Source organism: Neobacillus sp. PVCKKU3 (assembly GCF_058323225.1).
This window is the reverse complement of record NZ_JBLVQN010000058.1, coordinates 1-25,812: the sequence shown is the minus strand read 5'-3', so window position 1 is coordinate 25,812 and position 25,812 is coordinate 1. Positions and strand designations below refer to the sequence as shown.

General features: G+C 43.3%; 26 protein-coding genes. 20 read left to right on the top strand and 6 right to left on the bottom strand.

Annotation, left to right across the window (positions count from 1 at the left end; genetic code table 11):
* Positions 1-31 precede the first annotated feature (31 nt).
* Positions 32-244, bottom strand: coding sequence for a cysteine-rich CWC family protein (locus ACNQGS_RS26690; protein ID WP_213148197.1), 213 nt, complete (start codon positions 242-244; stop codon positions 32-34).
* Between the two features lie 62 nt (positions 245-306).
* A complete protein-coding gene (locus ACNQGS_RS26685; RefSeq protein ID WP_491490032.1) occupies positions 307-789 on the bottom strand; it encodes an HIT family protein in 483 nt (160 codons plus the stop codon).
* 115 nt (positions 790-904) lie between these two features.
* On the opposite strand from ACNQGS_RS26685, the gene ACNQGS_RS26680 reads away from it, so the two are divergent.
* Together ACNQGS_RS26680 and ACNQGS_RS26675 are read left to right on the top strand one after the other, a co-directional pair.
* Positions 905-1,747: a deoxyribonuclease IV gene (locus tag ACNQGS_RS26680; protein ID WP_491490031.1), complete on the top strand. Its 843-nt coding sequence runs from the start codon at positions 905-907 to the stop codon at positions 1,745-1,747.
* A 75-nt stretch (positions 1,748-1,822) separates the two neighbouring features.
* Positions 1,823-2,551 carry a CBS domain-containing protein gene (locus ACNQGS_RS26675; protein WP_491490030.1) on the top strand — a complete coding sequence of 243 codons (729 nt, stop codon included), beginning with the start codon at positions 1,823-1,825 and terminating at the stop codon, positions 2,549-2,551.
* A gap of 37 nt (positions 2,552-2,588) precedes the next feature.
* On the opposite strand, the gene ACNQGS_RS26670 is transcribed toward ACNQGS_RS26675, so the two are convergent.
* Positions 2,589-3,302 (bottom strand): hypothetical protein, encoded by a 714-nt coding sequence (locus ACNQGS_RS26670; RefSeq protein WP_491490029.1) that lies wholly within the window; start codon positions 3,300-3,302, stop codon positions 2,589-2,591.
* 131 nt (positions 3,303-3,433) lie between these two features.
* Here ACNQGS_RS26670 and ACNQGS_RS26665 point away from each other — a divergent pair, with 131 nt between their 5' ends.
* From ACNQGS_RS26665 to ACNQGS_RS26655, 3 genes are all read left to right on the top strand, one after another.
* Positions 3,434-4,420, top strand: a complete 987-nt coding sequence (locus ACNQGS_RS26665) for a helix-turn-helix transcriptional regulator (RefSeq protein ID WP_491490028.1) — start codon at positions 3,434-3,436, stop codon at positions 4,418-4,420.
* A gap of 117 nt (positions 4,421-4,537) precedes the next feature.
* Positions 4,538-7,486, top strand: a complete 2,949-nt coding sequence (locus tag ACNQGS_RS26660; RefSeq protein WP_491490027.1) for a PD-(D/E)XK nuclease family protein — start codon at positions 4,538-4,540, stop codon at positions 7,484-7,486.
* Positions 7,479-10,676 (top strand): UvrD-helicase domain-containing protein, encoded by a 3,198-nt coding sequence (locus tag ACNQGS_RS26655; RefSeq protein ID WP_491490026.1) that lies wholly within the window; start codon positions 7,479-7,481, stop codon positions 10,674-10,676. The genes ACNQGS_RS26660 and ACNQGS_RS26655 overlap by 8 nt, the downstream gene beginning before the upstream one ends.
* Positions 10,677-10,762: 86 nt before the next feature.
* On the opposite strand, the gene ACNQGS_RS26650 is transcribed toward ACNQGS_RS26655, so the two are convergent.
* On the bottom strand, positions 10,763-11,191 hold the full coding sequence (locus ACNQGS_RS26650) for an acyl-CoA thioesterase (protein WP_491490025.1): 429 nt from the start codon (positions 11,189-11,191) through the stop codon (positions 10,763-10,765).
* A gap of 265 nt (positions 11,192-11,456) precedes the next feature.
* On the opposite strand from ACNQGS_RS26650, the gene eutL reads away from it, so the two are divergent.
* From eutL to ACNQGS_RS26595, 11 genes are all read left to right on the top strand, one after another.
* On the top strand, positions 11,457-12,113 hold the full coding sequence (gene eutL / locus ACNQGS_RS26645) for an ethanolamine utilization microcompartment protein EutL (RefSeq protein ID WP_491490024.1): 657 nt from the start codon (positions 11,457-11,459) through the stop codon (positions 12,111-12,113).
* A 35-nt stretch (positions 12,114-12,148) separates the two neighbouring features.
* Positions 12,149-12,448, top strand: coding sequence for a BMC domain-containing protein (locus ACNQGS_RS26640; protein WP_213148206.1), 300 nt, complete (start codon positions 12,149-12,151; stop codon positions 12,446-12,448).
* Positions 12,449-12,470: 22 nt separating this feature from the next.
* On the top strand, positions 12,471-13,244 hold the full coding sequence (locus tag ACNQGS_RS26635) for a hypothetical protein (RefSeq protein ID WP_491490023.1): 774 nt from the start codon (positions 12,471-12,473) through the stop codon (positions 13,242-13,244).
* Positions 13,241-13,516 (top strand): EutN/CcmL family microcompartment protein, encoded by a 276-nt coding sequence (locus ACNQGS_RS26630; protein WP_213121012.1) that lies wholly within the window; start codon positions 13,241-13,243, stop codon positions 13,514-13,516. The genes ACNQGS_RS26635 and ACNQGS_RS26630 overlap by 4 nt, the downstream gene beginning before the upstream one ends.
* A gap of 22 nt (positions 13,517-13,538) precedes the next feature.
* A complete protein-coding gene (eutS, locus tag ACNQGS_RS26625; RefSeq protein ID WP_213148209.1) occupies positions 13,539-13,877 on the top strand; it encodes an ethanolamine utilization microcompartment protein EutS in 339 nt (112 codons plus the stop codon).
* On the top strand, positions 13,874-14,314 hold the full coding sequence (locus ACNQGS_RS26620) for a EutP/PduV family microcompartment system protein (RefSeq protein ID WP_213148210.1): 441 nt from the start codon (positions 13,874-13,876) through the stop codon (positions 14,312-14,314). The genes eutS and ACNQGS_RS26620 overlap by 4 nt, the downstream gene beginning before the upstream one ends.
* Positions 14,315-14,357: 43 nt before the next feature.
* The gene (locus ACNQGS_RS26615; RefSeq protein ID WP_491490022.1) at positions 14,358-15,788 is read left to right on the top strand and encodes an ethanolamine ammonia-lyase reactivating factor EutA; all 1,431 of its coding nucleotides are present in this window, start codon (positions 14,358-14,360) and stop codon (positions 15,786-15,788) included.
* Positions 15,789-15,965: 177 nt separating this feature from the next.
* A complete protein-coding gene (locus ACNQGS_RS26610; RefSeq protein ID WP_491490021.1) occupies positions 15,966-17,327 on the top strand; it encodes an ethanolamine ammonia-lyase subunit EutB in 1,362 nt (453 codons plus the stop codon).
* 18 nt (positions 17,328-17,345) lie between these two features.
* Complete coding sequence (eutC, locus tag ACNQGS_RS26605) at positions 17,346-18,203, top strand: ethanolamine ammonia-lyase subunit EutC (RefSeq protein ID WP_491490020.1); 858 nt, start codon at positions 17,346-17,348, stop codon at positions 18,201-18,203.
* 49 nt (positions 18,204-18,252) lie between these two features.
* On the top strand, positions 18,253-18,387 hold the full coding sequence (locus tag ACNQGS_RS26600) for a hypothetical protein (protein WP_491490019.1): 135 nt from the start codon (positions 18,253-18,255) through the stop codon (positions 18,385-18,387).
* 26 nt (positions 18,388-18,413) lie between these two features.
* Positions 18,414-19,949 (top strand): amino acid permease, encoded by a 1,536-nt coding sequence (locus ACNQGS_RS26595; RefSeq protein WP_491490018.1) that lies wholly within the window; start codon positions 18,414-18,416, stop codon positions 19,947-19,949.
* A 105-nt stretch (positions 19,950-20,054) separates the two neighbouring features.
* Here the strand turns inward: ACNQGS_RS26595 and ACNQGS_RS26590 are convergent, their stop codons facing one another.
* The gene (locus ACNQGS_RS26590) at positions 20,055-20,399 is read right to left on the bottom strand and encodes a CotG/ExsB N-terminal domain-containing protein (protein WP_491490017.1); all 345 of its coding nucleotides are present in this window, start codon (positions 20,397-20,399) and stop codon (positions 20,055-20,057) included.
* 196 nt (positions 20,400-20,595) lie between these two features.
* On the opposite strand from ACNQGS_RS26590, the gene ACNQGS_RS26585 reads away from it, so the two are divergent.
* On the top strand, positions 20,596-21,687 hold the full coding sequence (locus ACNQGS_RS26585) for a CotH kinase family protein (protein WP_491490016.1): 1,092 nt from the start codon (positions 20,596-20,598) through the stop codon (positions 21,685-21,687).
* A 72-nt stretch (positions 21,688-21,759) separates the two neighbouring features.
* Here the strand turns inward: ACNQGS_RS26585 and ACNQGS_RS26580 are convergent, their stop codons facing one another.
* Positions 21,760-22,833: a Gfo/Idh/MocA family protein gene (locus ACNQGS_RS26580; RefSeq protein ID WP_491490015.1), complete on the bottom strand. Its 1,074-nt coding sequence runs from the start codon at positions 22,831-22,833 to the stop codon at positions 21,760-21,762.
* A gap of 163 nt (positions 22,834-22,996) precedes the next feature.
* Between ACNQGS_RS26580 and ACNQGS_RS26575 the strand changes: the two genes are divergently transcribed.
* From ACNQGS_RS26575 to lipP1, 3 genes are all read left to right on the top strand, one after another.
* Positions 22,997-23,614: a DedA family protein gene (locus ACNQGS_RS26575; RefSeq protein ID WP_491490014.1), complete on the top strand. Its 618-nt coding sequence runs from the start codon at positions 22,997-22,999 to the stop codon at positions 23,612-23,614.
* A 215-nt stretch (positions 23,615-23,829) separates the two neighbouring features.
* A complete protein-coding gene (locus tag ACNQGS_RS26570) occupies positions 23,830-24,570 on the top strand; it encodes a class I SAM-dependent methyltransferase (protein ID WP_491490013.1) in 741 nt (246 codons plus the stop codon).
* A gap of 168 nt (positions 24,571-24,738) precedes the next feature.
* A complete protein-coding gene (gene lipP1, locus ACNQGS_RS26565; protein WP_491490012.1) occupies positions 24,739-25,668 on the top strand; it encodes a LipP1 family hormone-sensitive lipase in 930 nt (309 codons plus the stop codon).
* Positions 25,669-25,812 lie beyond the last annotated feature (144 nt).

Genomic DNA, 25,812 nt, shown 5'->3' with positions numbered 1-25,812 from the left:
CAGTGAAGATTAGTTTCACTGCCTTTTTATATCACTTCTTAATCGTAGTTTTGCTTAAATGCTCTTCACGAAATTTATCTAAACACTTTTTGCAGATGCAATCTTTTCTTATACTTTCGGCAGGAACTAATTCAAGAATTTCGTTGGGAAATACCTCTGCATCACACCAGCAATTGCCATGTTCTCCCGCACCCGACATACATCCGTTAGCTTCCCCGCAAATTGGGCAATATTTATTAGCCAATTTTAAACTCTCCTCCCTATATGTCTTTTATTTAATTTATATCATTTTGGTTTATGAAAATGTTATTTTAATTCTTTTTTTAATGCTTCAATCGCCGTTAATACCTTTCGTCTGTTCCCTTCGTCATTCATATTTTTCCGGGCATGAAGCAGCACCGGTCTCACAGACTCAACGGAACGGCCAAACTCATACATCCATTCATAGCGGGGTACAAGCCAGGTATGAAAATGGTGTGTAGTGTCCTCGTTGTAAAAGTAATAAACATACTCAATACCAAGCGTATCTCTTTGGGCTTTTCTGATTTTTGTTAGTAGATTAATATAATCGAGTTTTTCTGCATCTGTCAGTGCATCAAAGCATTTAATATGCCTCTTCGATGCCAAGATAACTAAGCCTTCAATGGGATAGGCGACATCCTGATGGGCATGAAAATGTTCGGTTTCAATAATGACCCCGCCATCCGGATGAATCAGCCCGTTCGTTAAGGCACAGCTTAAGCATTCTACTTCTACTGTTTGACCATTTGAAAGGGTAATAGTTCGCATATCGGCTCCTTAGAAAAAGTAGTATCCAACCAATATTACACTAAACATGGAAAAAAGAATAGATTTTTCCAGCTGTGTGCAATCTAACATAAATAAAGTGTACGGTGGGATAGAAATGATTTTAGGAAGTCATGTCAGTATTCGGGACGGATATTTAGGAGCGGCAAAACGGGCGGTTGCGAACGGGGCATCTACTTTTCAATATTTTCCAAAGAACCCACGAAACCTTTCCATAAAGGAATTTGACCGTGAAGATGCAAATAGCTGCAAGGAGTTTTGCCGGCAGCATGGTCTGCAATCAGTGGCCCATACCCCTTATTCAACAAGTCTTACCCCTTCAGAAGGAAAAAAAGATTTAACGATATCTTCACTGCTTAACGACTTGGAAATTGCTAATGCCTGCGGTTCCATTGGTGTTGTTGTTCATTTCGGCAGCCAAATCAGCAAAACGGACCCGCTGGCCAGCTATCACTTAATGCTAGAGATGTTAAACGAGGTCTTGAGTAAATGGAATGGGGAGTGTCTGATTCTATTAGAAAACAATGCAGGAACAAAGGGGGCACTTGGTACAACCTTTGAGGAATTGGTGCAAATCCGTAACCTCTGTGAGTATCCAGAAAAAATCGGCTTTTGCCTTGACACCTGCCATGCCTTTGCCAGTGGGCTGTGGGCCGGGGAAAACACAGAAGAGTTTTTTAAAAAAGGGCAGGAATTAAATTATTTTGACTATTTGAAAGCCATCCATTTGAATAACTCGAAATATCCGGCGGGTTCGAGGAAAGACAGGCATGCTAACATTTTTCATACCAATGGATTGATTGATGAGGATGAATTAAAGGAGCTTGTAATATCAAGAATTTTCAAAGAAATTCCATTGATTTTAGAAACCCCCGATGATGAAGGCATCTCGCATAAAGAGGAAATTGAAATGATATTGAAAGCGTGGGGGAGTTACTAACAAGTATTTTCTATTGATTTCCCACCTGCGAAAGAATGTATAATAGAGAAAAAAGCATTCACACGGGAGAGAACAATGAAAGCGGCAAATAAACAGGATCAGCTTCTTTCCGAGCGCTTCGAGGTCGCCTTTAATCAGGTTCATAATGCGCTTCGGGATATTGTCCAGATTAATGATGAAAGATTTGTTGTTTTAGTGAAGGTAGGGGCAAAAAAGTATCAAGTCATAGAAACCTTTAAAAAGGATTTGGAGCAATATGCCAGACTTCGGAATGCGATTGTTCACGAAAAGATGGAGGTTGGCTTCTATATTGCAGAACCCAATGCTAAAGTGGTCCATCATATCGAAAAAATTGCTAATATCTTAAGCAGGCCGAATTACGCCCTTACGATTGCAACCAAGAACGTTGTTTTCTTTGATGAAAACGATAGTATTTTAAAGGTAACTGCTGCCATTAAACAGTATGGATATTCGAAGTTTCCAATTTACAAAAATCAAAAGTGCATTGGCCTTTTGACCGCTGGTTCGATTATGAAATGGATGGCGCAGCATATGGAAAGCGGCATCGTCAATCTGGCGGATGTTCGGATTGCAGATATTATGAAGGTTGAACAGAAACAGTCAATAGAGTTCATTTCAAAAGAAATTAATTTATTCCAGGTGGAAAACATTTTTGAAAAGGCTCATAAAAAGAAGAATAAATTAGAAGCAGTCGTGATCACGGAAAATGGAAATGCGGGTGAAAAGCCGCTAGGCATTATTACTCCATGGGATTTAATTCAGATTGATTATACGGTTGATTAATAAAGGGTGCTCTAAAAAAGCACCCTTTTCCGATATTTTAAAAATCAAATTCGCTTAACTGATCCATATGACTGGCAATCATCGCAATGATGGTGCTCGCCTCTTCTTTGCTAAAAATAAAATGCGATTCATCCTTGATCAACTCGTCCTCGGTTGTCCAAATTCGGTTTACCCGCTTCAGTACACCATCACCGGTTTCCTGAACCACGCCAAACTGATACGTTACTTCCACTTCATCCTCATGTTTGAAGGCTGTTACCTCTGGGGTGGACCATTCGACGTCAATTTCTTCAAAAATTTCATCCCGGTTTATTTGTGCGCCTTCAAAATACTCCTCGTCATCATCCGCCATTTCAAGTTCATCTTCTTCACAATATTCATCATCTGATTGAAGATAAACCCCATCATCGGTAAAATGGTCCTCGCCGTTTATGTAATCATGGAGACTTTCATGTACCTCATCGACAATCTCCTCAATGTCTGAAAGAATGATTTTTGCAGTATGACCACTGTCTACATCGAAACTGTCAATATAAAATTCTTCATTTTGCGGGTCAAAAAACAGCGTACAAAAGTAATCTCGGTCCAGTTCCTCAGTATCAACATCTGCGGTCTCCACAAAAAACTCAACCCTAGGATGCTTGGCAGCTCTCTCAATCTTCATGTGGCCAGCTTGATCGTATTCTTCACAAATCGATTCAAGATGATCCTGTAATTCACTGCAAACTCGGTCAAACCATTCTAACGACATCAAACATCCCATCCCTTCAAGTTTAATCGAGGTTATTATGTCCGAGTTTCCAAAATATATTTCATGAAGGTAAAATGAGTACTAACGTAGAATTCTGGTAGAAGGAATTTTTTAATAGAAAGGTGATTTAGATGGCTAAGCCTCCAAGCGGAGAGCGTCTGCTTAAGTTGCGGGAAATTTTATTTAATGAAACAGATGAAACGAATGAGCTTTCAATGGGAGAAATCATTGAAAGACTTCGTCAGGAGTTTGGGCCGGGCTTTGAATTTGAACAGCGTGCCATTCTTCGTGACATCGAGGATTTAACTAACCAGCGTTTCGAAATATTTGTTACCAGGGGTGGGGCTGGGAAGAAATATTACAGTCATAAAAATAAGCGTTTCGAGCAGTACGAATTGAGACTTTTAATTAACGCTATCCTTTCAGCACGTTTTATTACAAAAAAAGAGGCAGAACAGTTGATTGAGAAGGTGAAGGGTCTGACCAGCAAGCATCTTGCAGCAAAGCTTCCGAATCCGACACATTATGAAAGTTCGATTCGCAGTACCTACCAGCAGCTGCGGTACGAAATTGACCAAATTCAAATCGCAATTAATGAAAGTTTAAAAATTAAGTTTCAATATGGCAAATACGATATTGATAAAAATTTTGTCCTCCAGCGCAATGGTGAATTTTATGTGGTCAGCCCGCACGCACTCATTTGGAAAAATGATTATTACTATTTGATAGGGATTTTAAACGGTGAGGAGAAGTTCCGTCATTTCAGGGTAGACCGGATGCGGAACGTCCAATGCACGGAGGATTTTTTCCTTAAGGCTGATATCAATATCTCTGATTACATTAACAAATCCTTTAATATGTACGCTGGCAAAGAACAGTGGATTACACTGAAGTTTAAACAGTCCTTGGTGAATGTCATGATTGATTACTTTGGGCTTGGTGCCGATATGAAAAAAGTTGATGAAGAATTTGGCTGGCTTAGGGTAAAAGCAAACAGAAGCGAAGGTCTTGTCCGCTGGCTCCTTAACTGGGGAAGTGATGTAAAGGTGCTTGAGCCTCAGGATTTAGTGGAAGAAATAAAAGCGGAAATTCAAAAAATGAATCAAACCTATGAATAGAGGATGGTCTTAAAGCCCGCCTCTTTTTAGTTTTACCAAAAATGGTAAACCATTTGGAAGGAAATGTGAGATAATAAAAATGTAACTAATTGTAAATTGATACAAGGAGATTTTTTTATGGAATCTTTAGTAAAAGAACTTAATGAAATTTGTATGAGAGATCCCTTTCGCGAGAAAATTGTCATTGTCGATTCGCATACAATTGGAGAACAAATAAACGAAGCCTTCATAAAAAAAGACTTCCAGGCGGTTAATCTTAAATATCGGACGGTTTTGGATCTGGCCAGGAGCCTGGTGGAACTGAATGCAGACCAGCCTGCGGAAATGCTTGACCAGACGGTGGGGGTACATTTTACGTATACACTGCTCAAAAGATTAAAGGAACAGGGGGCTCTCGATTATTTTTCAGGAATGGAGATTACCCCGTCCTTCAGCCATGCCATTTTCTCGGCAATTCAAACATTGCGGCTCTCGGGCTATACCAAAGAGACTTTGAATATGAACGCTTTTGTGGCACCAGCCAAAGCCGGGGACATGGCTGAAATTCTTACCGGATATGAAGAGCTTTTGCAAGCCAATACATTCATCGACAGAGCTGCCATGTTAACTAAAGCAATGGAATATGCCCTAATTGATGAAAAGAAATTGTTTATTCTGCAGTCTAATTTACAGTTGTCACAACTCGAAGAACATTTTCTTGAAAAAATTCTGCCAGAAAACACCGCTAAACTGCCACTGGCACCCGTTTTCGGCATCGATTTACCTGAGCGGACAAACTTGAGTTCTGTTCGCTGGGGCGAGCCCTCACCACTTAGCTATCTCTATCAACAGGATAAGGCAGGCGGTAAGCCTGATTTGCATATTTTCACTGCCAAAACGGAAGAACTGGAAGTGAAACAAATTCTGGAGCAGATCAAAAAGTCCAAATCTTCGCTTGATGAAAATGTCATCTACTATACGAGCGCTGATTCCTATGTTACCCTTTTTTATCATTTGTCTCAGCGAATAGACCTTCCGGTTACTTACGGGGAAGGGCTGCCGATTTACTTCAGCCGTCCCGGCCGTCTGGTTTCAGACCTGCTTGGGTGGATTCAGTCGAACTATAGTGTACAAGCATTTCTTGATTTATTAAATGAAGGGCTCCTCGAATTGGATGATGAGGCCCCGTCAAAAACAAGAATGACCAGGATTTTAAGGGATTTACAGATTGGTTGGTCAGAGGAGAGGTATGGGGCATGTCTAGCTGCGGAAATTGAAAATTTAAACTCTGAAGACCCATACTATGAAACTCGATTAAAGGAATTTTCATGGTTAAAGCAGTGGTTCTCTTCCATTTTCAGAAAGCTGCCGGCCTTTGATTTAACAATCAACTATAAAAAATGCTTAACAGGTATTGCTTATATTTTAAAAAATTTCAGCAAAACCAGCTCAGGCTTGGATGAGATTAGCAAAACTGCATTGCTGGAGGAGATTGAAAAAATTATTCCATACGCAGACGAAGCCTTGCCTATATATGACGTAATTGAAAAGGTGAAGGACTTGCTGCTGTCGATACGTGTTCAGCAATCAAGACCGAAACCGGGGCAACTACATGTAACCTCCTATAAAAATGGAATTTACAATAATCGCACTAACGTGTTTTTTGTGGGTCTCGATAATAAAAAGTTTCCAAGTAATGCCGGTGAGGACCCGCTGCTCTTAGATTTGGAACGGAGGAAATTAAGCAGCAGTCTGCCGCTACAGAGCGAAAAGGGCCAAATCAATTTATATACTTTATTGCAGGTAATGGCACAATCTGCCGGAACCGTAACAGTCAGCTATTGTCATTTTGATATCAATGATAACCGTGTCATGAATCCGGCATTTGTGGTCCTGCAATGTTATCGCCTGATGACTGGAGAACAAAATGCAGACTTTAAAGCATTAAAACTACTTCCAACCTCCATCATTGCAGGCGATATTTTGGATGATAAAGATTACTGGAATGAAAAATTAGCCAGCAATCAGCCTGTCCGATTAACAGGTGGAATTCTTGGGTGTTTTTCAAATGTAGAGCAGGGGTTAGCGGCGGAAGTCAAGCGGAATTCAAGTGGATATTCGGAATTTGACGGCCTTGTACAGATTGACGCAAATGAGGATGACCCGCTCCTTAATCAGAATAAAACGATGAGCGCTGGAAAACTTGAAACGCTTGCCAAGTGTCCATATTCTTATTTCCTAAAAGAAGTGCTGCGCGTCAAACCAATTGAGGAAATTTCGTTTAATGCCAACAAATGGCTGGATCCTGCCTCAAGGGGAAGTCTCCTGCACAGCATCTTTGAGAATTTTTATAAGCAGTTAAAAAAGGAAAATGCGAAGCCTTCTTACGCGCTTCATTTAGACAAGCTCATTGCGTTGGCAACTAGTTTAATCGAGCAGCAAAAGGAAATGCTGCCGCCGCCGAATGAACGCATTTTTTTAAGGGAAATGAATGATATTCTGGAATGCTGCAAAATTTTTCTTAAGGAAGAGGAGCGCCATAGCGAAGACTATGAGGCGATTGACTTTGAATATTCCTTTGGAATAGGCGGGAAAGAACCTGCAGTCATCAAGCTTCCTTCAGGAGAATTGAGGATTTCCGGTATCATTGACCGTGTGGATAAGTCAAGTGACGGAACCTACCACATCATTGACTACAAAACAGGAAGCACCTACGGATATAAGAAAAATGGCGCATTTAAAGGCGGCCGTCAGCTTCAGCATATGATTTATGCTTTGGCGATTGAGCAGCATCTTCAGCTTGGCGAGGGGGCCGTGGAAGAAAGCTCCTATTATTTCCCAACCGTAAAGGGGATGGCCGAGCGATTTACCAGGAAACAGGATGCCACCCTCAGAACCAATGGGTTAGATATTTTGGAAAAATTAATTGATGTAATTAAACATGGACATTTTGAAATGACGGATGACGTAGAGGATTGCAAGTACTGTGAATTTAAGCTTGTCTGCCGCCGCCATTTTTACAATCAAGATACCCTTGAAATGAAACAATCTAACCAGAAGTTAAAGGGGGTGCGGGCCTATGACTAAGGTGATAGTTGACCAAGCTGCCCGCGAAAAAATTAAGCATGAACTTGGAACGAATTTCTTGGTGGAAGCAGGCGCCGGTTCAGGGAAAACGACGAGCCTTGTGGACCGGATGGTCAACCTTATCTATACCGGAAGTGCAGCGATTCACCAGATTGTTGCCATTACCTTTACTAGGAAAGCTGCAGATGAGCTGAAGGTCCGCTTTCAAGCTAAATTAGAAGAGACTTGGAATAAGGAAACGGATCTTGATGCTGAATTCCGTTTGGGAGAGGCCTTGAAAAATATCGAACGCTGCTTTCTTGGCACGGTTCATTCCTTTTGCGCCAAGCTGCTAAGGGAGCGGCCGATTGAGGCAAAATTGGACTTAACCTTTAAAGAACTTGAGGAGTCAGATGATGCCGATGTTTTGGAGGAAGCATGGCATAAGCATCTCCAAGATTTGATGGATTACGACTCCGGTCCGCTTGAAGAAATGGAACGATTAGGTATCTCAACGGAAAACCTGTTTCCATGGCTAAAGGATGTAAAGGAATATTCTGATGTAGAGTGGGTCGCAGAATCTGTACCGAAACCAGAGATGCTTGCGGACTACCAATCTTTTATGAATATCATTAAAGAAGCACGGAAAAGCGTACCGGACCAGGAGCCGGAAAAGGGCTATGATACCCTGCAAAAGACGATCTTGCTGGCCGTGCAAAGGGAAAGGTTTTTGGATTCTCCGAAGGAACCGGACATCATTGGTATTTTTAGCTTATTCGATAAGAATTTAAAGCCAACCTATAACCGCTGGCCGTCCAAGGAAGATGCCAAATTTTACGAAGAGAAAATTTCATCCGAATTCGCAGTGAAAATCAAGCCTCTAATTCAGGCCTGGAAGGAATATTGCCATCCTAAGATTATTGCCTTTCTAAAGGGTGCGGTTCAGACATATGAACAGCTAAAAAAAGAACGCTCCTTGTTAAATTTTCAGGATCTAATGATGCATACATCCAGGCTGCTGAAGGAAAACACTGAGGTCCGAAGTTATTTTCAAGGAAAGTACCGTTACCTGCTCGTCGATGAATTTCAGGATACCGATCCCCTGCAGGCAGAGATTATGTTCTATCTAACCAGTGAGGACCCGCATGAGAGTAACTGGACAAGCTGTAAGCCGAAACCGGGATCGCTTTTTGTTGTCGGGGACCCGAAACAGGCTATCTATCGTTTCCGCCGGGCCGATATTGACACGTATAACCGTGTCAAACAATTAATCGAGGAGCATGGCGGGGAAGTGCTGCAGCTGACGACGAATTTCCGTACCTTAGATTCGGTCACAACCGAATTAAATACGGTTTTTGAACGTCATCTGCCAGAAGTGGAGACTGATTACCAAGCGGCTTACCGCCCGTTAATCTCCTATCATGAAGATTCGGGAAATGAATTTTCGGGAGTAAAGCGGTTGACGGTCCCAGCTGATTTTTCTAAGAAAGAGGAAGTGATCCATAAGGATGCTGAAAATATTGCGCTTTCAATTCGGAATCTTATGGAGAAGGGACATCGGGCACGGGATTTTATGGTGCTGACCAGATACAATGACGGGATTGCTGTTTATGCGAAGGTTTTGGAGGATGCCGGCATTCCGGTCAGTATCAGCGGCGAGGTCATCCTTGGTGAAACGAGAGAGTTTCAGGATCTATGGATTCTCTTAAAATCCTTCCTTGACCCAACAGATGAGGTAAGCTTTGTGGCCGTCCTCCGCGGGATTTTCTTTGGAATCAGTGATGATGAATTGTATCAATGGAAGCGTGCCAAAGGGCGGTTTTCGCTGTATACGGATATTCCAGCAGATTTGTCTCCAGATGTTAAGGATAAATTTGAAACTGCCATTATGAAGCTGCTATCTTATCAAAAGATGATTCGCAACCTGCCGCCGACAGCTGCGATTGAAATAATAATCGAGGATGTCGGTTTCTACCCCTTGCTATTAATGAATGAACGTGGCAAACGAACCTATAAAAGCCTGCTGCAAATGCTTGAGGCCTTGAGAAAACAGGAGGCGGGAGGAAAGACAACCTATAAGCAGGTGATAGAAACCCTTACCGAAATGATTTTTGAAAAATTGGTTGTCGCCAATTTGGAAGAAGAAGCAGATGCCGTGCGCATCATGAATGTCCATAAGGCAAAGGGACTTGAGGCACCGATTGTCTTTTTAGCCCATCCTGCCAAGTCGGTTAGCCCAGAATCGTTTTTATCAAAGTACATTAAACGCGAGGACCTGATTTCAAAAGGGTACTTCATGTTTAAGGTGGATAACGGCTACCAGTCCCGGGAGACGGCGATACCCAAGGAGTGGGAGCTTCATAAAGCGGAGGAGCTAAAATACCTTTCGGAGGAAGAGCTTCGGATCATTTATGTGGCCGCCACCCGTGCGGAGAAAGCTCTAATTATCAGCTCAAACGGGAATAACAAGAAAAACCCATGGAATATTCTGTTTGCGATGGAAGCGATCGAGGAACTCGAAGTTCCTGAAATAGATGTCTGGGACAATAAGTCTGTACCAAAGGAAATCACCCTCAGTGAATTCCGGGCAAAAACCTCAAGTAAACATGCTTGGCTTGAATCAAGCAAAATGAAGACCTACGATCATTGGACGCCAACAAAGGACAAGGATTATTCAGAACTGACGATTGAGCGGGAATCCGGCGGCGGCAAGGAATGGGGAACGGTTGTTCATGATGTTTTTGAAAAAGCGGTCCAGGGCTATGATGTTACGGATTATATTAAAATTGCGTTAACCAAACATGGATTGGCTGAAGAAAAAGAGACGGAAGTCACGGCCTATTTAGCCCAATTTAAAAATTCCTCCCTTTGGGACGAGCTGCAGACGGCAGACGAGGTTCTTACGGAAGTGCCATTTACCTTTAAAGTGGTTAAAGGCCACCCGCTTTATTCACAGATTACCGAGGATCCCAAGGACGAGCATTCTTTCTATGTAAAAGGGGTCATTGACCTAATTTATAAAAAGAATGACAAATGGACCATTGTCGATTATAAGACGGACCGGGCTGTCCGTGATAAGGATTATGAGAAGCTTCGTGACTTTTATAGCAGCCAGCTCGCCTTTTATAAGGGAGCATGGGAGGAACTGACTAGAGAAGCGGTTGGCCAGCAATGTCTTTATTTCCTTGGACCGAATCGGATATATTTTTAAAAATAGTATTATTACGAAGTAAAAGGCGGCCGCAAAATAAAATACGGCCGCCTTTTTATGCTTACTAGTTATTTATCTCAATATAATTACTGGGTCAATGACCCGTTCTCAAATTCTTCGATTCGGTTGCGAACTAGAGCTGGCACTGGCTTTGTTGTTTTTGTTTTAGCATCATAGCTGACGTAAATAATTTCGGCTAACAGAATTGGATCTGTTTCACCATCTCTAGTAATCATGCAGTTCATGGTCATACTTGTGTTCCCCACCTTGGACATTTTACACCAAATGTTCAGCCAGTCATTCAATTCTGCTGACTTTTTAAACTCCAAAGTAGATTTTGCCAGAACAAAGTCAAAATCGGCCTCTTCAAAGTCCAACTTCAATCCCTCATGGAAATATTCAGTAACAGCAACATCTATATAAGTCATATAGTGAGCGTTAAAAACAATCTTCTGACCGTCAATTTCAGAATAGCGGACCTTCAGGCGATGTGAAAAACGAAAATCATTAACCATTGTAAACCACCTTTTTTAAATTTTGATAAGGATGATTCCCTCTAATCTATTTATTCTGTTAATTCCTTTCATTTCCTTTTTTTGAAGGTCTTTTTATAGATCAAATGATCGAGTAAATTCTAAATTAGGAATTTTTGCATAAATTGAAATAAGAATAATAGGATGTAGTAACCTAGCAAAATTGAATAGAGATTGGCATCGGTGCCTTAGATGAAGTGTCATACTGCCATCAGGGCACCCTTTTTGCTAATAGGGAGTGGAACTCATGAGGCTACAACGTTTACCTGCCCAAGCCTTGGCAAGTCAGCTGATACCAAATGTTGATGAAGGGTTAAGAGAGGCATTGAAGGTTCCGGACCACGTCAAAAGCTTGGGGCTGGTTACCAGCACGAGTGATGATGTCGGCTATACTGCGATTGATGAGGCCACCAAAATGGCCGCAGTGGAAGTCGTCTATGCAAAGTCTTTTTATGCCGGGGCCGCACATGCTTCCGGTCCATTATCGGGAGAGTTTATTGGGATTTTAGGCGGGGCTACACCATCTGAAGTGAAGAGCGGCTTGGAGGTCGCTGTAAGGATGATCAATGAGGGTCCGGCTTTTTATGCGGTGGACGAGGCTGGGAGTCACGCTTACTTTGCCCATACAATTTCTCGAACTGGTTCGTTTTTATCGAGTTTAGCAGGGATTGAAACGGGGGAACCGCTGGCATATTTAATTGCTCCTCCTCTTGAGGCGATGGTAGGGCTGGACGCAGCATTGAAGGCGGCAGACGTAAGGCTTTGTGTTTTTTATGGACCGCCGACAGAAACCAACTTTGGCGGGGGGCTTCTGACAGGAAGCCAATCCTCCTGTAAAGCAGCAGCGGAGGCCTTTGCGGACACGATTCAAAAAATAGCTCAGTCTCCTCATAAGATGTTTTAGGATAGATGGTTAAAAAAATGAAGGAGGTTCCAAAAATGGGACGAGAAACGTCGGCATTAGGAATGATTGAAACAAAGGGATTAGTTGGAGCAGTTGAGGCTGCGGATGCGATGGTGAAGGCCGCGGATGTTAGTCTGGTAGGGAAGGTTCAGGTCGGGGGCGGGCTTGTAACGGTATTGGTCCGCGGTGATGTTGGTGCTGTCAAGGCTGCTACAGATGCAGGGGCAGCCGCAGCGTCGAAGGTGGGAGAACTCATTTCCGTCCATGTAATACCGAGGCCGCACTCCGATATTGAACTGATCCTCCCGAAACTGGAAGGGCAAAGCATAACGTAAATGGCGGTTGGGAGTGTTAAAAATGGATAAAGGGCAGCTGCAGAAATTGGTAGAACGGATTGCCCGTGAACTTATCGAACAAGAGACTCCTAGAATAAAAGTCCTGTTTGTATTTTGTGACAGCTCAGCGCACGAGCCCTTTGTTGACCAATTGATGGTCCTAAAAAAACATCCGATAGATTATGATTTCCTGTTGCTTGACGGTGAGACGTCAGGATGGCTTGGGGGCAGCTATATCCAAGCTACCGGGGCAGGGCAAGTAATAGCAGCGGACGAGTATGCCAAAGCACCAATTGAGCTGCCGAAGGATTATGATGCCATTGTCATCCCGGAAATCGACTTGGATAACGCCGCCCGTGTATGCCAAGGATTAAAGGGTTCTGTGAAATCGGAAATCATCTTTGCGGCCCTCGTTCTTCACAAACCGGTCATGGTTGGCGGTGATTCTTCCGGTATTAAACGGGCCGATCGCCGGACCTTAAAAACACTGGATTTACCGCTCCCACTAAAGAAACGATTTGAGTCCTATAAACAGGAGCTTACCAACCTTGGTATTCGTTTTTTCAAGCAATCCTATATGCATAAAGAAATTATTAGTTTGTTTTTTCAAGAAAAAAAGGACCAACAATCCGGGGAGACCTTTATAGGAAAGGTGTTAACAGTGGAATGGCTTGCTGGGAATCTGGGAATCTCGAAGACTTTGATGATCAGGCAAGGGACGATCCTGACACCGCTGGCAAAGGATTTTCTGAAGGAAAAAGGGGTAAAAGTCATTGAAGAGGGGGCGGATGGATGATTCTTGGGAAGGTCATGGGCAGCATTTGGGCTACTCAAAAGGAGGATGGCATGAGCCAACTGAAGCTGCTGATCATTGAGCCCATCAACTGGAAAGGAGAGCCGGCAGGGGCTCCAATTATTGCTGCTGATCGAATTGGGGCCGGCCGCGGTGAGCGTGTAATTGTTTCACGGGGCAGTCCGGCAAGGGCCATTTTTTCAAAAAATGCCCCAATCGATGCAGTGGTGGTTGGAATTGTCGATTCCCTCGAGGTAGGCGAAGGGGAAGAATAGCGTTTAAAGGTGTGAAGAATGGATGGAGAAAAAGCAGCGCGTCATTCAGGAATATGTACCGGGGAAGCAGCTGACATTGGCACACATTATAGCCAATCCTGATGAAGCCTTATATACAAAGCTTGGAATTGGTCAAGCGGGGGCGATTGGAATTTTGACATTGACACCAACAGAGACCGCTATAATTGCCGCTGATATTGCTACCAAAGCAGCAGATGTCGATATTGGGTATTTGGACCGCTTTACCGGTTCGCTTGTCATCTGCGGAACGGTCTCTAATGTAGAAATGGCCATCCAAGCAATCAATCAATTCCTGAGCAGGCATTTGAAATTTGAACCAGCGGAGATCACTAAGTCATGAAAAAAGGGAAAGTGATGTTAATTGGTCCAGTTGGGTCAGGAAAATCTACGTTAACCAAACGACTGCTTGAGGACCCGACACCCGCTGTCAAAACACAGGCACTAAACTATATGGATTGGATCATTGACACACCTGGGGAGTATAGTGAAAATCCATTGTTTTACCGTTCTTTAATCGCGACAGCATTGGAAGCGCGGATTCTCCTAATCATTCAAGACGCAACTCGTCATGAGCAGTTCCTGCCGCCGAATTTTGCACAGGGATTTCCGTTGATTCCTATTGGTGTCATCACCAAAATAGACCATCCAAATGCGGATTTGGAAAAGGCTGAAAAACTGCTGAGGCAAGTTTTGTCAAATCATTCAATATATAAAATTTCGTCCATCACTCTTGAAGGAATACCGGATTTGAAGGCGGCCCTATTGAATCTTATTTGAATTTTTAGGAGCAGTACAGATAGCGGTCTGGAGGGGCTTTATATTGAGCTTGGAAGCAATAAAGAGTGTCGGCATTGATATTGGTACAAGTACAACGAAATTGATTTTAAGCGAACTGACGTTAGGGAGAGTGTCGAGCCATTTTGCCCTGCCTCACTTTGATATTATTAATCGAAAGGTCACCTATGTGAGTGAGATTATTTCCACTCCTTTGAAAAAAGCAGATGAAATTGACCTTATGGCATTGGCAGGCTGGCTTGAACGGGAATATCGGCGAATTGGACTGTCACTATCGGAGATCAAGTCGGGTGCGGTAATCATAACGGGGGAAACGGCGATTAAGAAAAATGCCGATGCTCTACTGCATTATTTGGCGGAACGGTCCGGGGACTTTGTGGTAGCGATAGCCGGAGCCAGCTTGGAAGGCGTATTGGCTGGACGGGGCTCGGGTGCCTCTGAGTACTCAAAAAAGGTGAAGGGTATTGTCGCCAATATCGATATTGGCGGTGGTACTGCCAACGTTGCCCTTTTTAAGCAAGGAAAAGCGCTGGATACGGTTACCTTTCATGTCGGCGGCCGGCTGATCGAAATCGATTCTGCCGGTGAAGTCTTGGCGGTATCCGAATCTATACAGCCATGGCTTTTTTCTAAAAACTTCTTGCTGAAAAAGGGAATGCGGCTGACATTAAAGCAGTTTTCTAAACTATCTTCTATGTTGTGCAAAGACATGCTGGACTGTTTAGTGGGGAAGATTCCTATAGGTACCGTCAAGGCGTTGGTTCACAGTGCTTCGTCGGAAACACTGCCCATGATTGATGAAGTCATGATTTCCGGGGGGGTTGGGAGGCTGGTATTAGAAGTGCCGCCTTCAACATTGGATGATGCGGCGAAATTTAACGATATCGGCCCTATTTTGGCTGGAGAACTGATGAAAGTTTTAAAAAACTATCCTCTTTCCGTGGTGGAGGCAGCGCAAACTTCAAGGGCAACGGTCATCGGGGCAGGCATGCAGACAACGAAAATCAGCGGGGCGACGATATCAATTGCTCCTGAGCATCTGCCGTTAAGAAACATCCCAGTTGTTAAAATGAGCTATTCAGAAACGGCTCTGGAGCGGTATATTGAACGGCTTTTTTTTCAAGGGAAGGAATTGTTCCATGGAAATTCTAAAGTGCCGTTTGCGATTAGTTTAGCGGAAATGCCCTATTTGCCTTATTTAAAGATAAAGGAACTGGCGGAAGTACTTGGGAAGGTCTACGCAAGGCTTTTTCCTAGGGCAACAGCCCTTGTTGTAGTCTGTGAAAATGACATGGCCAAAGCCCTGGGGCAGGCGCTGCGACTGCAGTTAGCGGCTGATGTGGATGTGATTTGTATTGACCAGGTGGTGGTTGAGTACGGCGACTATATTGATATTGGCGAGCCGTTGAATGATACAATGGTGCCCGTTGTTGTGAAGACGCTGGCGTTTTCCTAATCGGGGAATAGCTGGTTGGCGAGTAAAACCGGGGAATCGGCGAGTAAAATACGACAGTTGGCGAGTAAAATGGGAAAAGCAGCGAGTAAATTGGCCGAACTGACGAGTAAAATTGGAAAGGAGAGTAAATCCTCATTAACCCTTTAAATGAAAAGAAACTGGGAGGTGAAGTGAAATTTGAAAACCAACATTACCTTACTTAATAAAACATATCAATTTAATAGCTTAAAAGAGATTCTAGCGAAGGCGAATGAGGAAAAGTCGGGGGACCAACTGGCGGGTATCGCCGCCAAAGACGCTCAGGAGCGGCTTGCAGCACGCCACCTTCTGGCTGATTTGACCCTGAGTGATATCCGCAATAACCCTGTGCTGCCATCTGAGGAGGATGAAGTCTCCCGTGTAATAGAAGAATCCATTAATGAAAAAATCTATCAATCTATCGCCAATTGGACTGTCAGCGACCTGCGTGAGATCCTGCTGGCTGAATCTACAACAAACCAGGAAATTAGCAGGATCCGCCGGGGACTGACGAGTGAGATGGTTGCTGCCGCAGCTAAAATCATGTCCAACCTGGATTTAATTCAGGCAGCATCCAAAATCGAGGTCGTGACCCAGTGTAATTATCCGGTTGGCCATAAAGGCACACTTGCTGGCAGGGCTCAGCCGAATCATCCCACTGACAGTATTCAAGGAATCAGGGCCTCACTATATGAAGCGCTCAGTTATGGAATCGGTGATGCAGTTATCGGGATTAACCCAGTTATAGATTCAGCCGAAAGTGTCAAACAAATTTTACAAATGACTAAAGAGGAAATCGACCGCTTTCAAATCCCTACGCAAAATTGTGTGCTTGCGCATGTTACGACCCAGATGCGGGCCATCAAAAACGGAGCGCCGTCTGATTTGCTTTTTCAAAGCCTGGCGGGGACGGAGGCAGGGAACACAGCGTTTGGCATCAGCGTCGGACTGTTGGATGAAGCGAATGATTTGATCCAAAAAGAGGGAACGGCAGCAGGTCCGAATTTGTGGTATTTTGAGACGGGGCAGGGGTCGGAGCTTTCATCAGATGCACATCATGGCATTGATCAGGTAACGCTCGAAGCCCGCTGCTACGGACTTGCGAAAAAATATAAGCCGTTTATCGTCAACACCGTAGTCGGTTTTATTGGACCGGAGTATCTTTACAACAGCAAACAGGTCATCAGGGCCGGGCTAGAGGATCATTTTATGGGAAAGCTGCAAGGCATTCCAATGGGGGTCGACGTTTGTTATACAAACCATATGAAAGCTGACCAGAATGATATGGAGAATCTCGCCGTCCTCCTTGGTTCGGCTGGTGTCAATTTCCTCATCGGAGTTCCAATGGCGGATGACTGCATGCTGAATTATCAATCGACCAGCTTCCATGACATTGCTTCTGTCAGAAGGGTGCTGGGCCTAAGACCTGCGCCATTTTTTGAAAAATGGCTTGAGAAGATGGGAATTATGGAGAACGGAATATTGACCGAGCGGGCTGGTGATCCGACACTGTTTATGTAAGGAAAGGAGGGGGAGAGAGTGCAGGATAATGAGATTGAATTTATTGTTCAAAAAGTAATGGAGGAACTTCAAAGGAACTTTCCCGCTGAAACTAAAGCAGAAGAAATGGCGAAAACCAATGAAGAAGGACTGATATTTACTGAGAACGACTGGAAGACCTCTATTCCGGCAGCTGTATATCAGGAGGGGGTATCTGATTTAATTGCCTCTACACCGGCTAGGATTGGTGTTTGGCGGACTGGAACCAGGCCGCTTACGAAAACGATGTTAAAGCTGCAGTTTGACCATGCGGCGGCAATTGATGCGGTCGGGGGCGAGGTCCTTAAAAAAAACCTGGAGGAATTTGATTTATTTACCGTTGAAACATGCTATGAAAACAAGGAAACGTATTTAAAAAGGCCTGATAAAGGGCGCATCTTAACCGATAGTGCTGTCAGGACCATAAAAGAAAAATGCATCCATCGCCCGCAGGTGCAAATTGTCGTCTCAAACGGATTAAGCGCTAGTGCCGTGGAAACCAATTTAAAGGATGTTTATCCGGCCTTACTGGATTCTTTGAAAATCAATAACCTTTCCGCTGGAACCCCGTTTTTTGTCAAAGGGGGCAGGGTAGCTTGCATGGATCATATTGGCGAGATTCTTGAGCCGGAGGTGTTGGTCCTGTTAATCGGCGAACGGCCTGGGCTGGTTTCGGCTAGTTCGATGAGTGCCTATATGTGCTACCGGCCGCGAAAAGGAGTGGTTGAATCCGACCGCAATGTCATTTCGAATATTCACCCGCTTGGAACTCCGCCTGTCGAAGCTGGTGCTCATATTGGTACTGTCCTTAAGAAGATGCTTGAGCAAAAGATGAGCGGAGTAAAGCTGGAATTATAGTGTTATTCTATCTTTCTATTGGGATTTTATAATGAAAGGAGGGTGGGGGATGGAGGTTGTAATCGGCTTTGCACTTGTATTCATCACTTTAGTGGTCGGTACGGCCATTGGCATGCATGCGAATAAAAATGTAAGGGCCTTTAAAGAAGAAGAGCATGAAATCTTTGTTGGAAAGGATGACTAATAATCAGTCAGAAAGGGGTAGCACAAATGAAAAACAAAGACCAACAATTGTTGGAGGATAGGAAGCAGCTGAACCGCTATGGCTATGCCCAGGAATTACTGCGGGATATGGGCGGATTTTCCAACTTTGCGATTTCCTTTTCGATTATTTCCATTCTAACAGGGGCTGTTTCTCTCTATGGACATGGGTTAACGTACGGCGGCCCGGGTATGATGGGTTTTGGCTGGACGATTGTGGCCTTTTTCGTGATGCTGGTGGCCGCCTCACTTGCCGAGCTGGCTTCTGCTATTCCCACTGCAGGTGCCCTGTATCACTGGGCCGCCGCCTTAAAGGGGGTTCGGATTGGCTGGTACACAGCCTGGATTAATTTAATCGGCCAAATTGGGATTGTGGCCGGAATCGACTACTCTTGCGCCTTATTTGCAGACCCGCTCCTAGCAACTGTTTTGGGTTATACCTCTACCGATACCACCACTTTAATTGTCTTTGGCGTTATTCTCCTATTACACGGAATCCTCAATCACGTTGGGATTAAAATCGTCGCAAAATTAAACGACTTTTCAGCCTGGTACCATATGGTCGTTGTTGCTATTCTGGTTGTCAGCTTAGCATTTTTTACAAGAAACGGCCTTCAGCCGGTTGATTACTTATTCCAGGTAGGTCAAACCTTCTCCGATAAGCCTTATGTTCTGGCCTTTTTAATCGGATTGTTACAGGCACAGTGGACCTTTACTGGTTATGATGCGTCTGCCCATACGATTGAAGAAACAGTACACCCACGTGTCCGCGCTCCATGGGGCATTTACAACTCCGTTGCGTTTTCATTTGTGTTTGGATTTATCATGCTGGCATTTGTCACGCTTTCGATACATGATGCGGCCGGTGCGGTGAAATCAGATAATGCTTTTATCTTTGTTATTAGCGAAGCTCTGGGCGGCACCTTTGGAGCAGTCGTGTTATGGCTAGTGACATTTGCAATGTTCTTCTGCGGCCTTTCGTCGATTACTTCCTTTTCGCGGATGATGTATGCTTTCTCAAGGGACAAAGGAATGCCGTTTAGCCGCCATTGGGCGGAAATCAGCCGGAAGTTCCGGACACCGGCAAAGGCGATTTGGCTGTCTGTAATTCTTTCGTTTGTGCTGGCGTTGATTGATTACATTACGAAGCTCGTGAATCCGGGTGCAGGTTACTCCACCATCGCCTTCCTAACGGCAGTAAGTGTGGTGGGTTTGTATGTTGCCTATGGGATTCCCATCTATCTCAAGCTGCAGGCAGAGGCTAAGGGGATCTTTCAGCCAAAGCATTACGGCCCTTGGAGTCTTGGAAAGTGGAGCAAGCCGATCAATATTCTCAGCATCCTTTGGATTATCTTCATTTCTATCATGATGATCATTCCGCCTAACCAAATGGCTGCCTATGCCTTGGCGGGAATGTTTATCTTGTTAATTATTATGGATTTGACTTATTATAAAAAGCATTTCAAAGGCCCTCAGTCAGCTCTCGAAAAATCAATTGATGAAATTAGAAGACTGGAAGACGAGTTTGAACATGGGAAACATTAATTAAAAAAAGGCCAGGGCCTTGCTGCCTTGTGTTGCGGGGTCCTGACCTTCAAAGTTTTCCTGATTAGAAAAAAAGAAAAGGCGGACCAGCCGCCTTTTGATTCTTTAACCTCTTTTACGGGATTTAAACACCCACATGTTGCCGTCTTTCCAGCAGCTTTTCGTTTGATGTCTGCCGTGGCCTGTATTACGCCAGTTTGTGCATTCCAGATTATGTGTTAAGCGTCTTGAAGTTCTTTTTCTGGACGTGCGGCGTCGAGTCGTATTTCTGCTTGATGTCATGATCGGACGACTAGTGTTCCGTTTAGACGTCTGGCTAGAAGTTCCTCTGTTGCCAGAAGTCCCGCGATGACGGCCTGGATCCATAAACATAAAATCTCCGAATCCGCCGCGTTGTACACCTTCAGCAGCTCTTTGAATATCCTCTGGAGAAAATTCTCTTTCTTCCATTTGAAGCACCTCCTTTTTTACAGAAAAGGGAGTACGAAATGAATTGTGCATTATCTATAACACCCACTCCTCTTTTAACAATTTACGAATGGACGCTTGTCTTGGTCTCGGACAATAGCCTATTCAAGGAAAAAATCAATAAATCGTGACATCCCTTTTACTCCATCATAGGTATAAAAGGAGGGGAGGATAGGGAATGGACGAAGCCGCAAAACTGCCAAACTATAAAATTTTTATAAAACCGAGCAACTTAAAGGAGCTTAAAAGGGATATATGGGTGGATATGCCAATCCCCGCACAGCTAAATATCGATGGCAAGAAATTAGAGGTAGATATCAGCTACCGCGGCTCCCATATTCGTAATTTTTTGAAAAAATCGTATTACATTTCTTTTTATAAGCCTAAAAAATTCAAAGGCTCCAGTGAAATTCATATAAATGCTGAGTATAAGGATCCTTCGTTCATACGGAATAAATTATCCTTCGATTTCTTTTCTGAGATTGGTGTCCTGGCACCATATTCCCGGCATGTCTTTTTGACCCTTAACGGCAAACCGGAAGGAATATATTTGGAAATCGAATCGGTGGATGAAAATTTTTTAAGAAGAAGAAACCTTCCCGCTGGCAGCATTTATTATGCCATCGATGGCGATGCGAATTTTTCATTGATGAGTGATTTGGATAAAGCCGTGAAAAAGTCATTGAAATCAGGCTATGAAAAGAAGTGTGGGAAGGCGTCCGAGGATAAGTTTTTAGAAAGGTTTATTTATAACATTAATACAATTCCTAGAAGTGAATTTGAGAGGGAAATTATTAAATATATTGATGTTGAAAAATACTTGAGGTGGATTGCGGGCATCATCTTCACGTCCAACTATGATGGATTTGTCCATAATTATTCGCTTTACCGTAACGGTGAAATAGGGCTATTCGAGGTGATGCCCTGGGATTACGATGCCACCTGGGGAAGGGATGTTAACGGGAAAGTGATGGAGGCGGATTATGTTCCACTTCAGGGCTATAATACGTTAACGGCAAGAATTTTGGATGTGGATTCGTTTCGAAAGCAGTATCAAAAGCTGCTGGTTGAAATTATGAATCAGCAGTTTACATTGGAATTTATGGTGCCTAGAGTTGAAAAGTTGCTTGGAATAATCCGGCCCTATGTCCTGCAGGACCCTTACAAAAAGGACTCGATCACACAATTTGACCAGGAGCTTCGGGTAATCACGGAATACATCCTTGAACGCAGAAAATATATCCAAACCGAAATAGTAAAGCTTAACTAAATTAGGCCGCAGGCTTTATGACTGCGGTGTTTTTAAAAGAACCATCCTATTTCGGATGGTTCTTTTATGAATTTAAAGGTAAACTTTCCGTCCTTCCCTCGAGGAGAGCCGTATTGCATCAAGCACCTTTTGTGTTTCATGGCCGTTCTCAAAATCAGCTAGATAAGGGTGTTTAACACCTATCACTAGAGTTTCATACAGAGCATCTAGAGCGCGGTTAAAGCCGTTATAATAACGGGCTGCGACCCCCGGCATTTCTGCAGGGGCTGTTATATCAGGTACTAGCTCAACTGCTTCAAGAGGAGAATCACCCGAAGAAAGGAGAACCTGGCTATCGTCTAACATCACCATTGTTCCTTCTGTACCAAAGACCTCTAAACGCCATGAATTGGCGGTTTGGCGGACTCCCGACACAAATTCCAACGTTACTGTAACCCCGTTATCAAGCTTTCCAATAACCTGAAAAGCATCATCGGCTGTACGGATTTCGACTGTTCCATCCCCAGAAGCATAGGTTGGTACATGGATAGGAAGATTAGCAAACACTTCATGAAAACGACTTTCAAGCCACCACTGTAGAGAGTCGGTCATATGCGAACCAATTGCCCCGAGCATCCCTCCGCCCGTCTCCGCTTTGGCCAGCCAGCCGCGTGGGTTGGATGAAAGATATGCATAATTTGGAAAAGCAGCCAAATAACGAACATGTAAAACTTTGCCCAGGCTGCCACCGTCCAAAATTTCCTTCACCTTTGTCCGGGCAGGCAGGAAGCGGAATTCATGATTAATGATCCCAAGTTTGTTTGCTTGGTTTTTGGCTGAAATCATTTCCTCTGTCTCCGACACATCTAAGCCCATTGGCTTTTCACAGACCACATGCAGACCTTTTTCATAAGCAGCCAGTACCATTTCTTTATGTAAATGAACAGCAGAAGCTACAACAACAAGGTCGAGTTCTTCCTTCTCAATCATTGACCGCCAGTCAGTATAAACATTATCTATACCGCTCGTGTTTCGGACATTCTCCACATTTCCTCGTGAAACACTTGCTATTGCGGTTACCTCAAATCCGTCATGAAAGTTCATCATCGGTGCATGCACTTTGGCGCCGAAACCGGTTCCGATAATTCCTGCCTTAAATTTCTTCATGTGTAAAACCCCCTCAATTTTAGGATAATTTAAGTGTAATAGGAACAGGTAGTTTGTGCTAGATAGAAGAAAAAATTTTCCTCTATGAACTTATACCAATTAGCGGAACCTTTTAGGATAAAAAACGTAATACATGTGGAAATGAAAAAAATGGAGGATTATAATGGAAGTTTGGATTAAAGATTTTATTGAAAGCTATGGTTACATAGGGGTATTTTTACTGATCGCTCTTGAAAATATTTTCCCGCCCATTCCTTCGGAGGTCATCCTGACCTTTGGCGGTTATATGACCTTGGATACCAGTTTGAACGTTACGGGAGTCATTATTGCCTCAACCTTAGGTTCTGTATTTGGTGCGGTAATTTTATATCGTCTCGGAAATTTTTTGGATGTGGAACGGTTTGACAGAATCATTAACCGGTATGGAAAATTGTTACGACTAAAAAAGGAAGATTTATACCGCGCCAATGCCTGGTTTAATAAATATGGTATTTGGACGGTTTTCCTGTGTAGGTTTATTCCGCTAATTCGCAGTTTAATTTCAATCCCCGCTGGGATGGCCAACATGAATTTTTCTCTTTTCCTAATTTTCACAACGATAGGAACACTGATTTGGAATACGATCCTGATTCATCTAGGTGCAAGCTTGGGAGAGAATTGGGAACTTATTACGGAAAAAATGGATAATTTCTCTACCATCATATATGGAATACTCATCATCCTATTAATTCTAGGAATGCTAAAGTTTATTAGGAAAAGTCATAAATCGAGAAAGGCTTAAAAATGTATTCGCTGATATATTGGATGAATTCGCTGATATAATCAAAAATCCGCTGATATAATTGAAAATCCGCCGATAACTTTGGGAAATTCGCCGATATCTCACAGTCCCTGTATGGAGGACCAATAAAAATGCCACTTTTTCAGAGAAGAAATTTTCTTTTTTCGAAAAAAGATAGGAATAATGAGGAAATATCCCGCTTAGGAGATAAAATAATGAATTTATTTTATGAACTGCATAAAGACATCCCTAGCGAAGGTCCCGGAAACAATGAATCTACTAGAAAAGCATATGAAATGATTAGGAATCGTGTTACTAAACCTGAGATCCTTGACATTGGCTGCGGTCCTGGCATGCAAACGATTGAACTAGCGTCCTTGACTGATGGAACGATTTTGGCCGTCGATATCAATGAGGGATTTTTGGAGGTGCTGCAAAACAAAGTTCAGGAGCTGGAACTGACAGACAAAGTAACGGTTGAGAAAGCCAATATGAAATCACTGCCATTTGCAAAAGGGCAATTTGATGTGATTTGGGCAGAGGGTACCATTTTTATAATGGGTTTTGAGAAAGGTTTAAGGGAATGGCGGAAATTCCTTAAAAACAATGGTATTTTAGTAGCATCAGAGCTAAGTTGGATCAAAAAGAATCCGCCGAAAGAACCTTTAGAATTTTGGTATAAGGCTTATCCTGAGTCGGGGACCGTTGAAGAAAACATTCAAAAAGCAGAGAATCTCGGGTACGAGGTAATAACGACATTTGTTCTCCCTGAAGAGGGCTGGTGGGAGCATTATTACAAACCATTAGAAAGCAAAATTGTCAGTTTCCGTGAAAAATATAAAAATGACGTGGATGCCTTAACGATTCTAGGAGAATTTCAAACAGAAATTAATTTATATCGAAATTACTCTGAATATTATGGTTATGTATTCTTCTATATATTGCAAAAAAAGTAAGGAGGCCAACAAATTAGCCTCCTTATTTTACTGTGAAAAGAAGAAAGAAACAATTTCTTAAACTGCCTAGCCTGCTGGGGATAATTATTTATATTTTTGGAGGAAAAAATTAACTTTTCTCGAACAATATAATCGTATGAAACTATGATTCTGAAGGTGGGCGAAAAAATGACTCTTGAACCGCAAACAAAGTTTTTATTAGACCAGTTAAAAGCTCTAGGCGCACCGCCGCTCGAAACTTTAACCCCACAAATGGCAAGAATGGGCTCCAAGTTTCCACAAGGGGAAGTTGAGGAAGTAGGCAAGGTGGAAAACCGGACTATTCCTGGCCCTGCGTCAGATATTCCTGTAAGGGTCTACTATCCGAAGGAAGAACAGTCAAGCTATCCTGCGTTAGTTTTTTACCATGGCGGAGGCTGGGTAATCTGTGATCTTGATACCCATGACAATATTTGCCGGGCCCTTACCAATAGCGCTGGCTGCGTTACGATTTCCGTTGATTATCGGCTTGCACCTGAACACAAGTTTCCTGCTGCAGTGGAAGACTCCTACGCAGCAGTACAATATGTGTACGATCATGCCGAAGACTTTAAGGTGGACCGCACGCGGATTGCTGTTGGCGGCGACAGTGCTGGTGGAAACCTTGCTGCTGTTATCAGTCATCTTGCAAAAGAGAAAAACACCCCGCCAATTTGTTTCCAGCTTTTGATGTATCCAAGTACCAACACTGGCGGAGTGCCGACCGTTTCGATGGTGGAGAATGCTCACGGCTATTTTCTAGAAAAGGGAACAATGGAATGGTTCCGCGATTGTTATTTGAACAGTGAGGAAGATAAGAAAAGCCCACTCGTATCGCCTGCCTTAAATGAGGACTTTACAGGCCTGCCGCCGGCACTAGTTATTACCGCCGAATATGACCCGTTACGTGACGAAGGGGAAGAGTATGGTAAAAAATTAGCTGATGCAGGTGTGGAAGTAGAAACAATCCGTTACGACGGCACCATCCATGGCTTTATCAGCATGGCGGCAGTACTAAACGTAGGAAAGGCAGCCTTGGAAAAATCCGGGGAAGCCTTAAAAAAAGCATTCAGTAAATAAAATACCTAAAAGTGTCTGGGCCATTATACAATCCAGGCACTTTTTAAAATTAAAAATAGCAAAATGGAAAAAGAGCACTTATAATATATTTTGCGGAATTTTGTGTAAATTATTATAACTTACCGTGGATCAAAATGAGGCACG

Bases quoted from the DNA above. Each gene is read 5' to 3' on its own strand.
- ACNQGS_RS26685 (WP_491490032.1), bottom strand. From the start codon at position 789: ATGCGAACTATTACCCTTTCAAATGGTCAAACAGTAGAAGTAGAATGC.
- ACNQGS_RS26680 (WP_491490031.1), top strand. From the start codon at position 905: ATGATTTTAGGAAGTCATGTCAGTATTCGGGACGGATATTTAGGAGCG.
- ACNQGS_RS26675 (WP_491490030.1), top strand. From the start codon at position 1,823: ATGAAAGCGGCAAATAAACAGGATCAGCTTCTTTCCGAGCGCTTCGAG.
- ACNQGS_RS26670 (WP_491490029.1), bottom strand. From the start codon at position 3,302: ATGTCGTTAGAATGGTTTGACCGAGTTTGCAGTGAATTACAGGATCAT.
- ACNQGS_RS26665 (WP_491490028.1), top strand. From the start codon at position 3,434: ATGGCTAAGCCTCCAAGCGGAGAGCGTCTGCTTAAGTTGCGGGAAATT.
- ACNQGS_RS26660 (WP_491490027.1), top strand. From the start codon at position 4,538: ATGGAATCTTTAGTAAAAGAACTTAATGAAATTTGTATGAGAGATCCC.
- ACNQGS_RS26655 (WP_491490026.1), top strand. From the start codon at position 7,479: ATGACTAAGGTGATAGTTGACCAAGCTGCCCGCGAAAAAATTAAGCAT.
- ACNQGS_RS26650 (WP_491490025.1), bottom strand. From the start codon at position 11,191: ATGGTTAATGATTTTCGTTTTTCACATCGCCTGAAGGTCCGCTATTCT.
- eutL (WP_491490024.1), top strand. From the start codon at position 11,457: ATGAGGCTACAACGTTTACCTGCCCAAGCCTTGGCAAGTCAGCTGATA.
- ACNQGS_RS26640 (WP_213148206.1), top strand. From the start codon at position 12,149: ATGGGACGAGAAACGTCGGCATTAGGAATGATTGAAACAAAGGGATTA.
- ACNQGS_RS26635 (WP_491490023.1), top strand. From the start codon at position 12,471: ATGGATAAAGGGCAGCTGCAGAAATTGGTAGAACGGATTGCCCGTGAA.
- ACNQGS_RS26630 (WP_213121012.1), top strand. From the start codon at position 13,241: ATGATTCTTGGGAAGGTCATGGGCAGCATTTGGGCTACTCAAAAGGAG.
- eutS (WP_213148209.1), top strand. From the start codon at position 13,539: ATGGAGAAAAAGCAGCGCGTCATTCAGGAATATGTACCGGGGAAGCAG.
- ACNQGS_RS26620 (WP_213148210.1), top strand. From the start codon at position 13,874: ATGAAAAAAGGGAAAGTGATGTTAATTGGTCCAGTTGGGTCAGGAAAA.
- ACNQGS_RS26600 (WP_491490019.1), top strand. From the start codon at position 18,253: ATGGAGGTTGTAATCGGCTTTGCACTTGTATTCATCACTTTAGTGGTC.
- ACNQGS_RS26595 (WP_491490018.1), top strand. From the start codon at position 18,414: ATGAAAAACAAAGACCAACAATTGTTGGAGGATAGGAAGCAGCTGAAC.
- ACNQGS_RS26590 (WP_491490017.1), bottom strand. From the start codon at position 20,399: ATGGAAGAAAGAGAATTTTCTCCAGAGGATATTCAAAGAGCTGCTGAA.
- ACNQGS_RS26585 (WP_491490016.1), top strand. From the start codon at position 20,596: ATGGACGAAGCCGCAAAACTGCCAAACTATAAAATTTTTATAAAACCG.
- ACNQGS_RS26580 (WP_491490015.1), bottom strand. From the start codon at position 22,833: ATGAAGAAATTTAAGGCAGGAATTATCGGAACCGGTTTCGGCGCCAAA.
- ACNQGS_RS26575 (WP_491490014.1), top strand. From the start codon at position 22,997: ATGGAAGTTTGGATTAAAGATTTTATTGAAAGCTATGGTTACATAGGG.
- ACNQGS_RS26570 (WP_491490013.1), top strand. From the start codon at position 23,830: ATGAATTTATTTTATGAACTGCATAAAGACATCCCTAGCGAAGGTCCC.
- lipP1 (WP_491490012.1), top strand. From the start codon at position 24,739: ATGACTCTTGAACCGCAAACAAAGTTTTTATTAGACCAGTTAAAAGCT.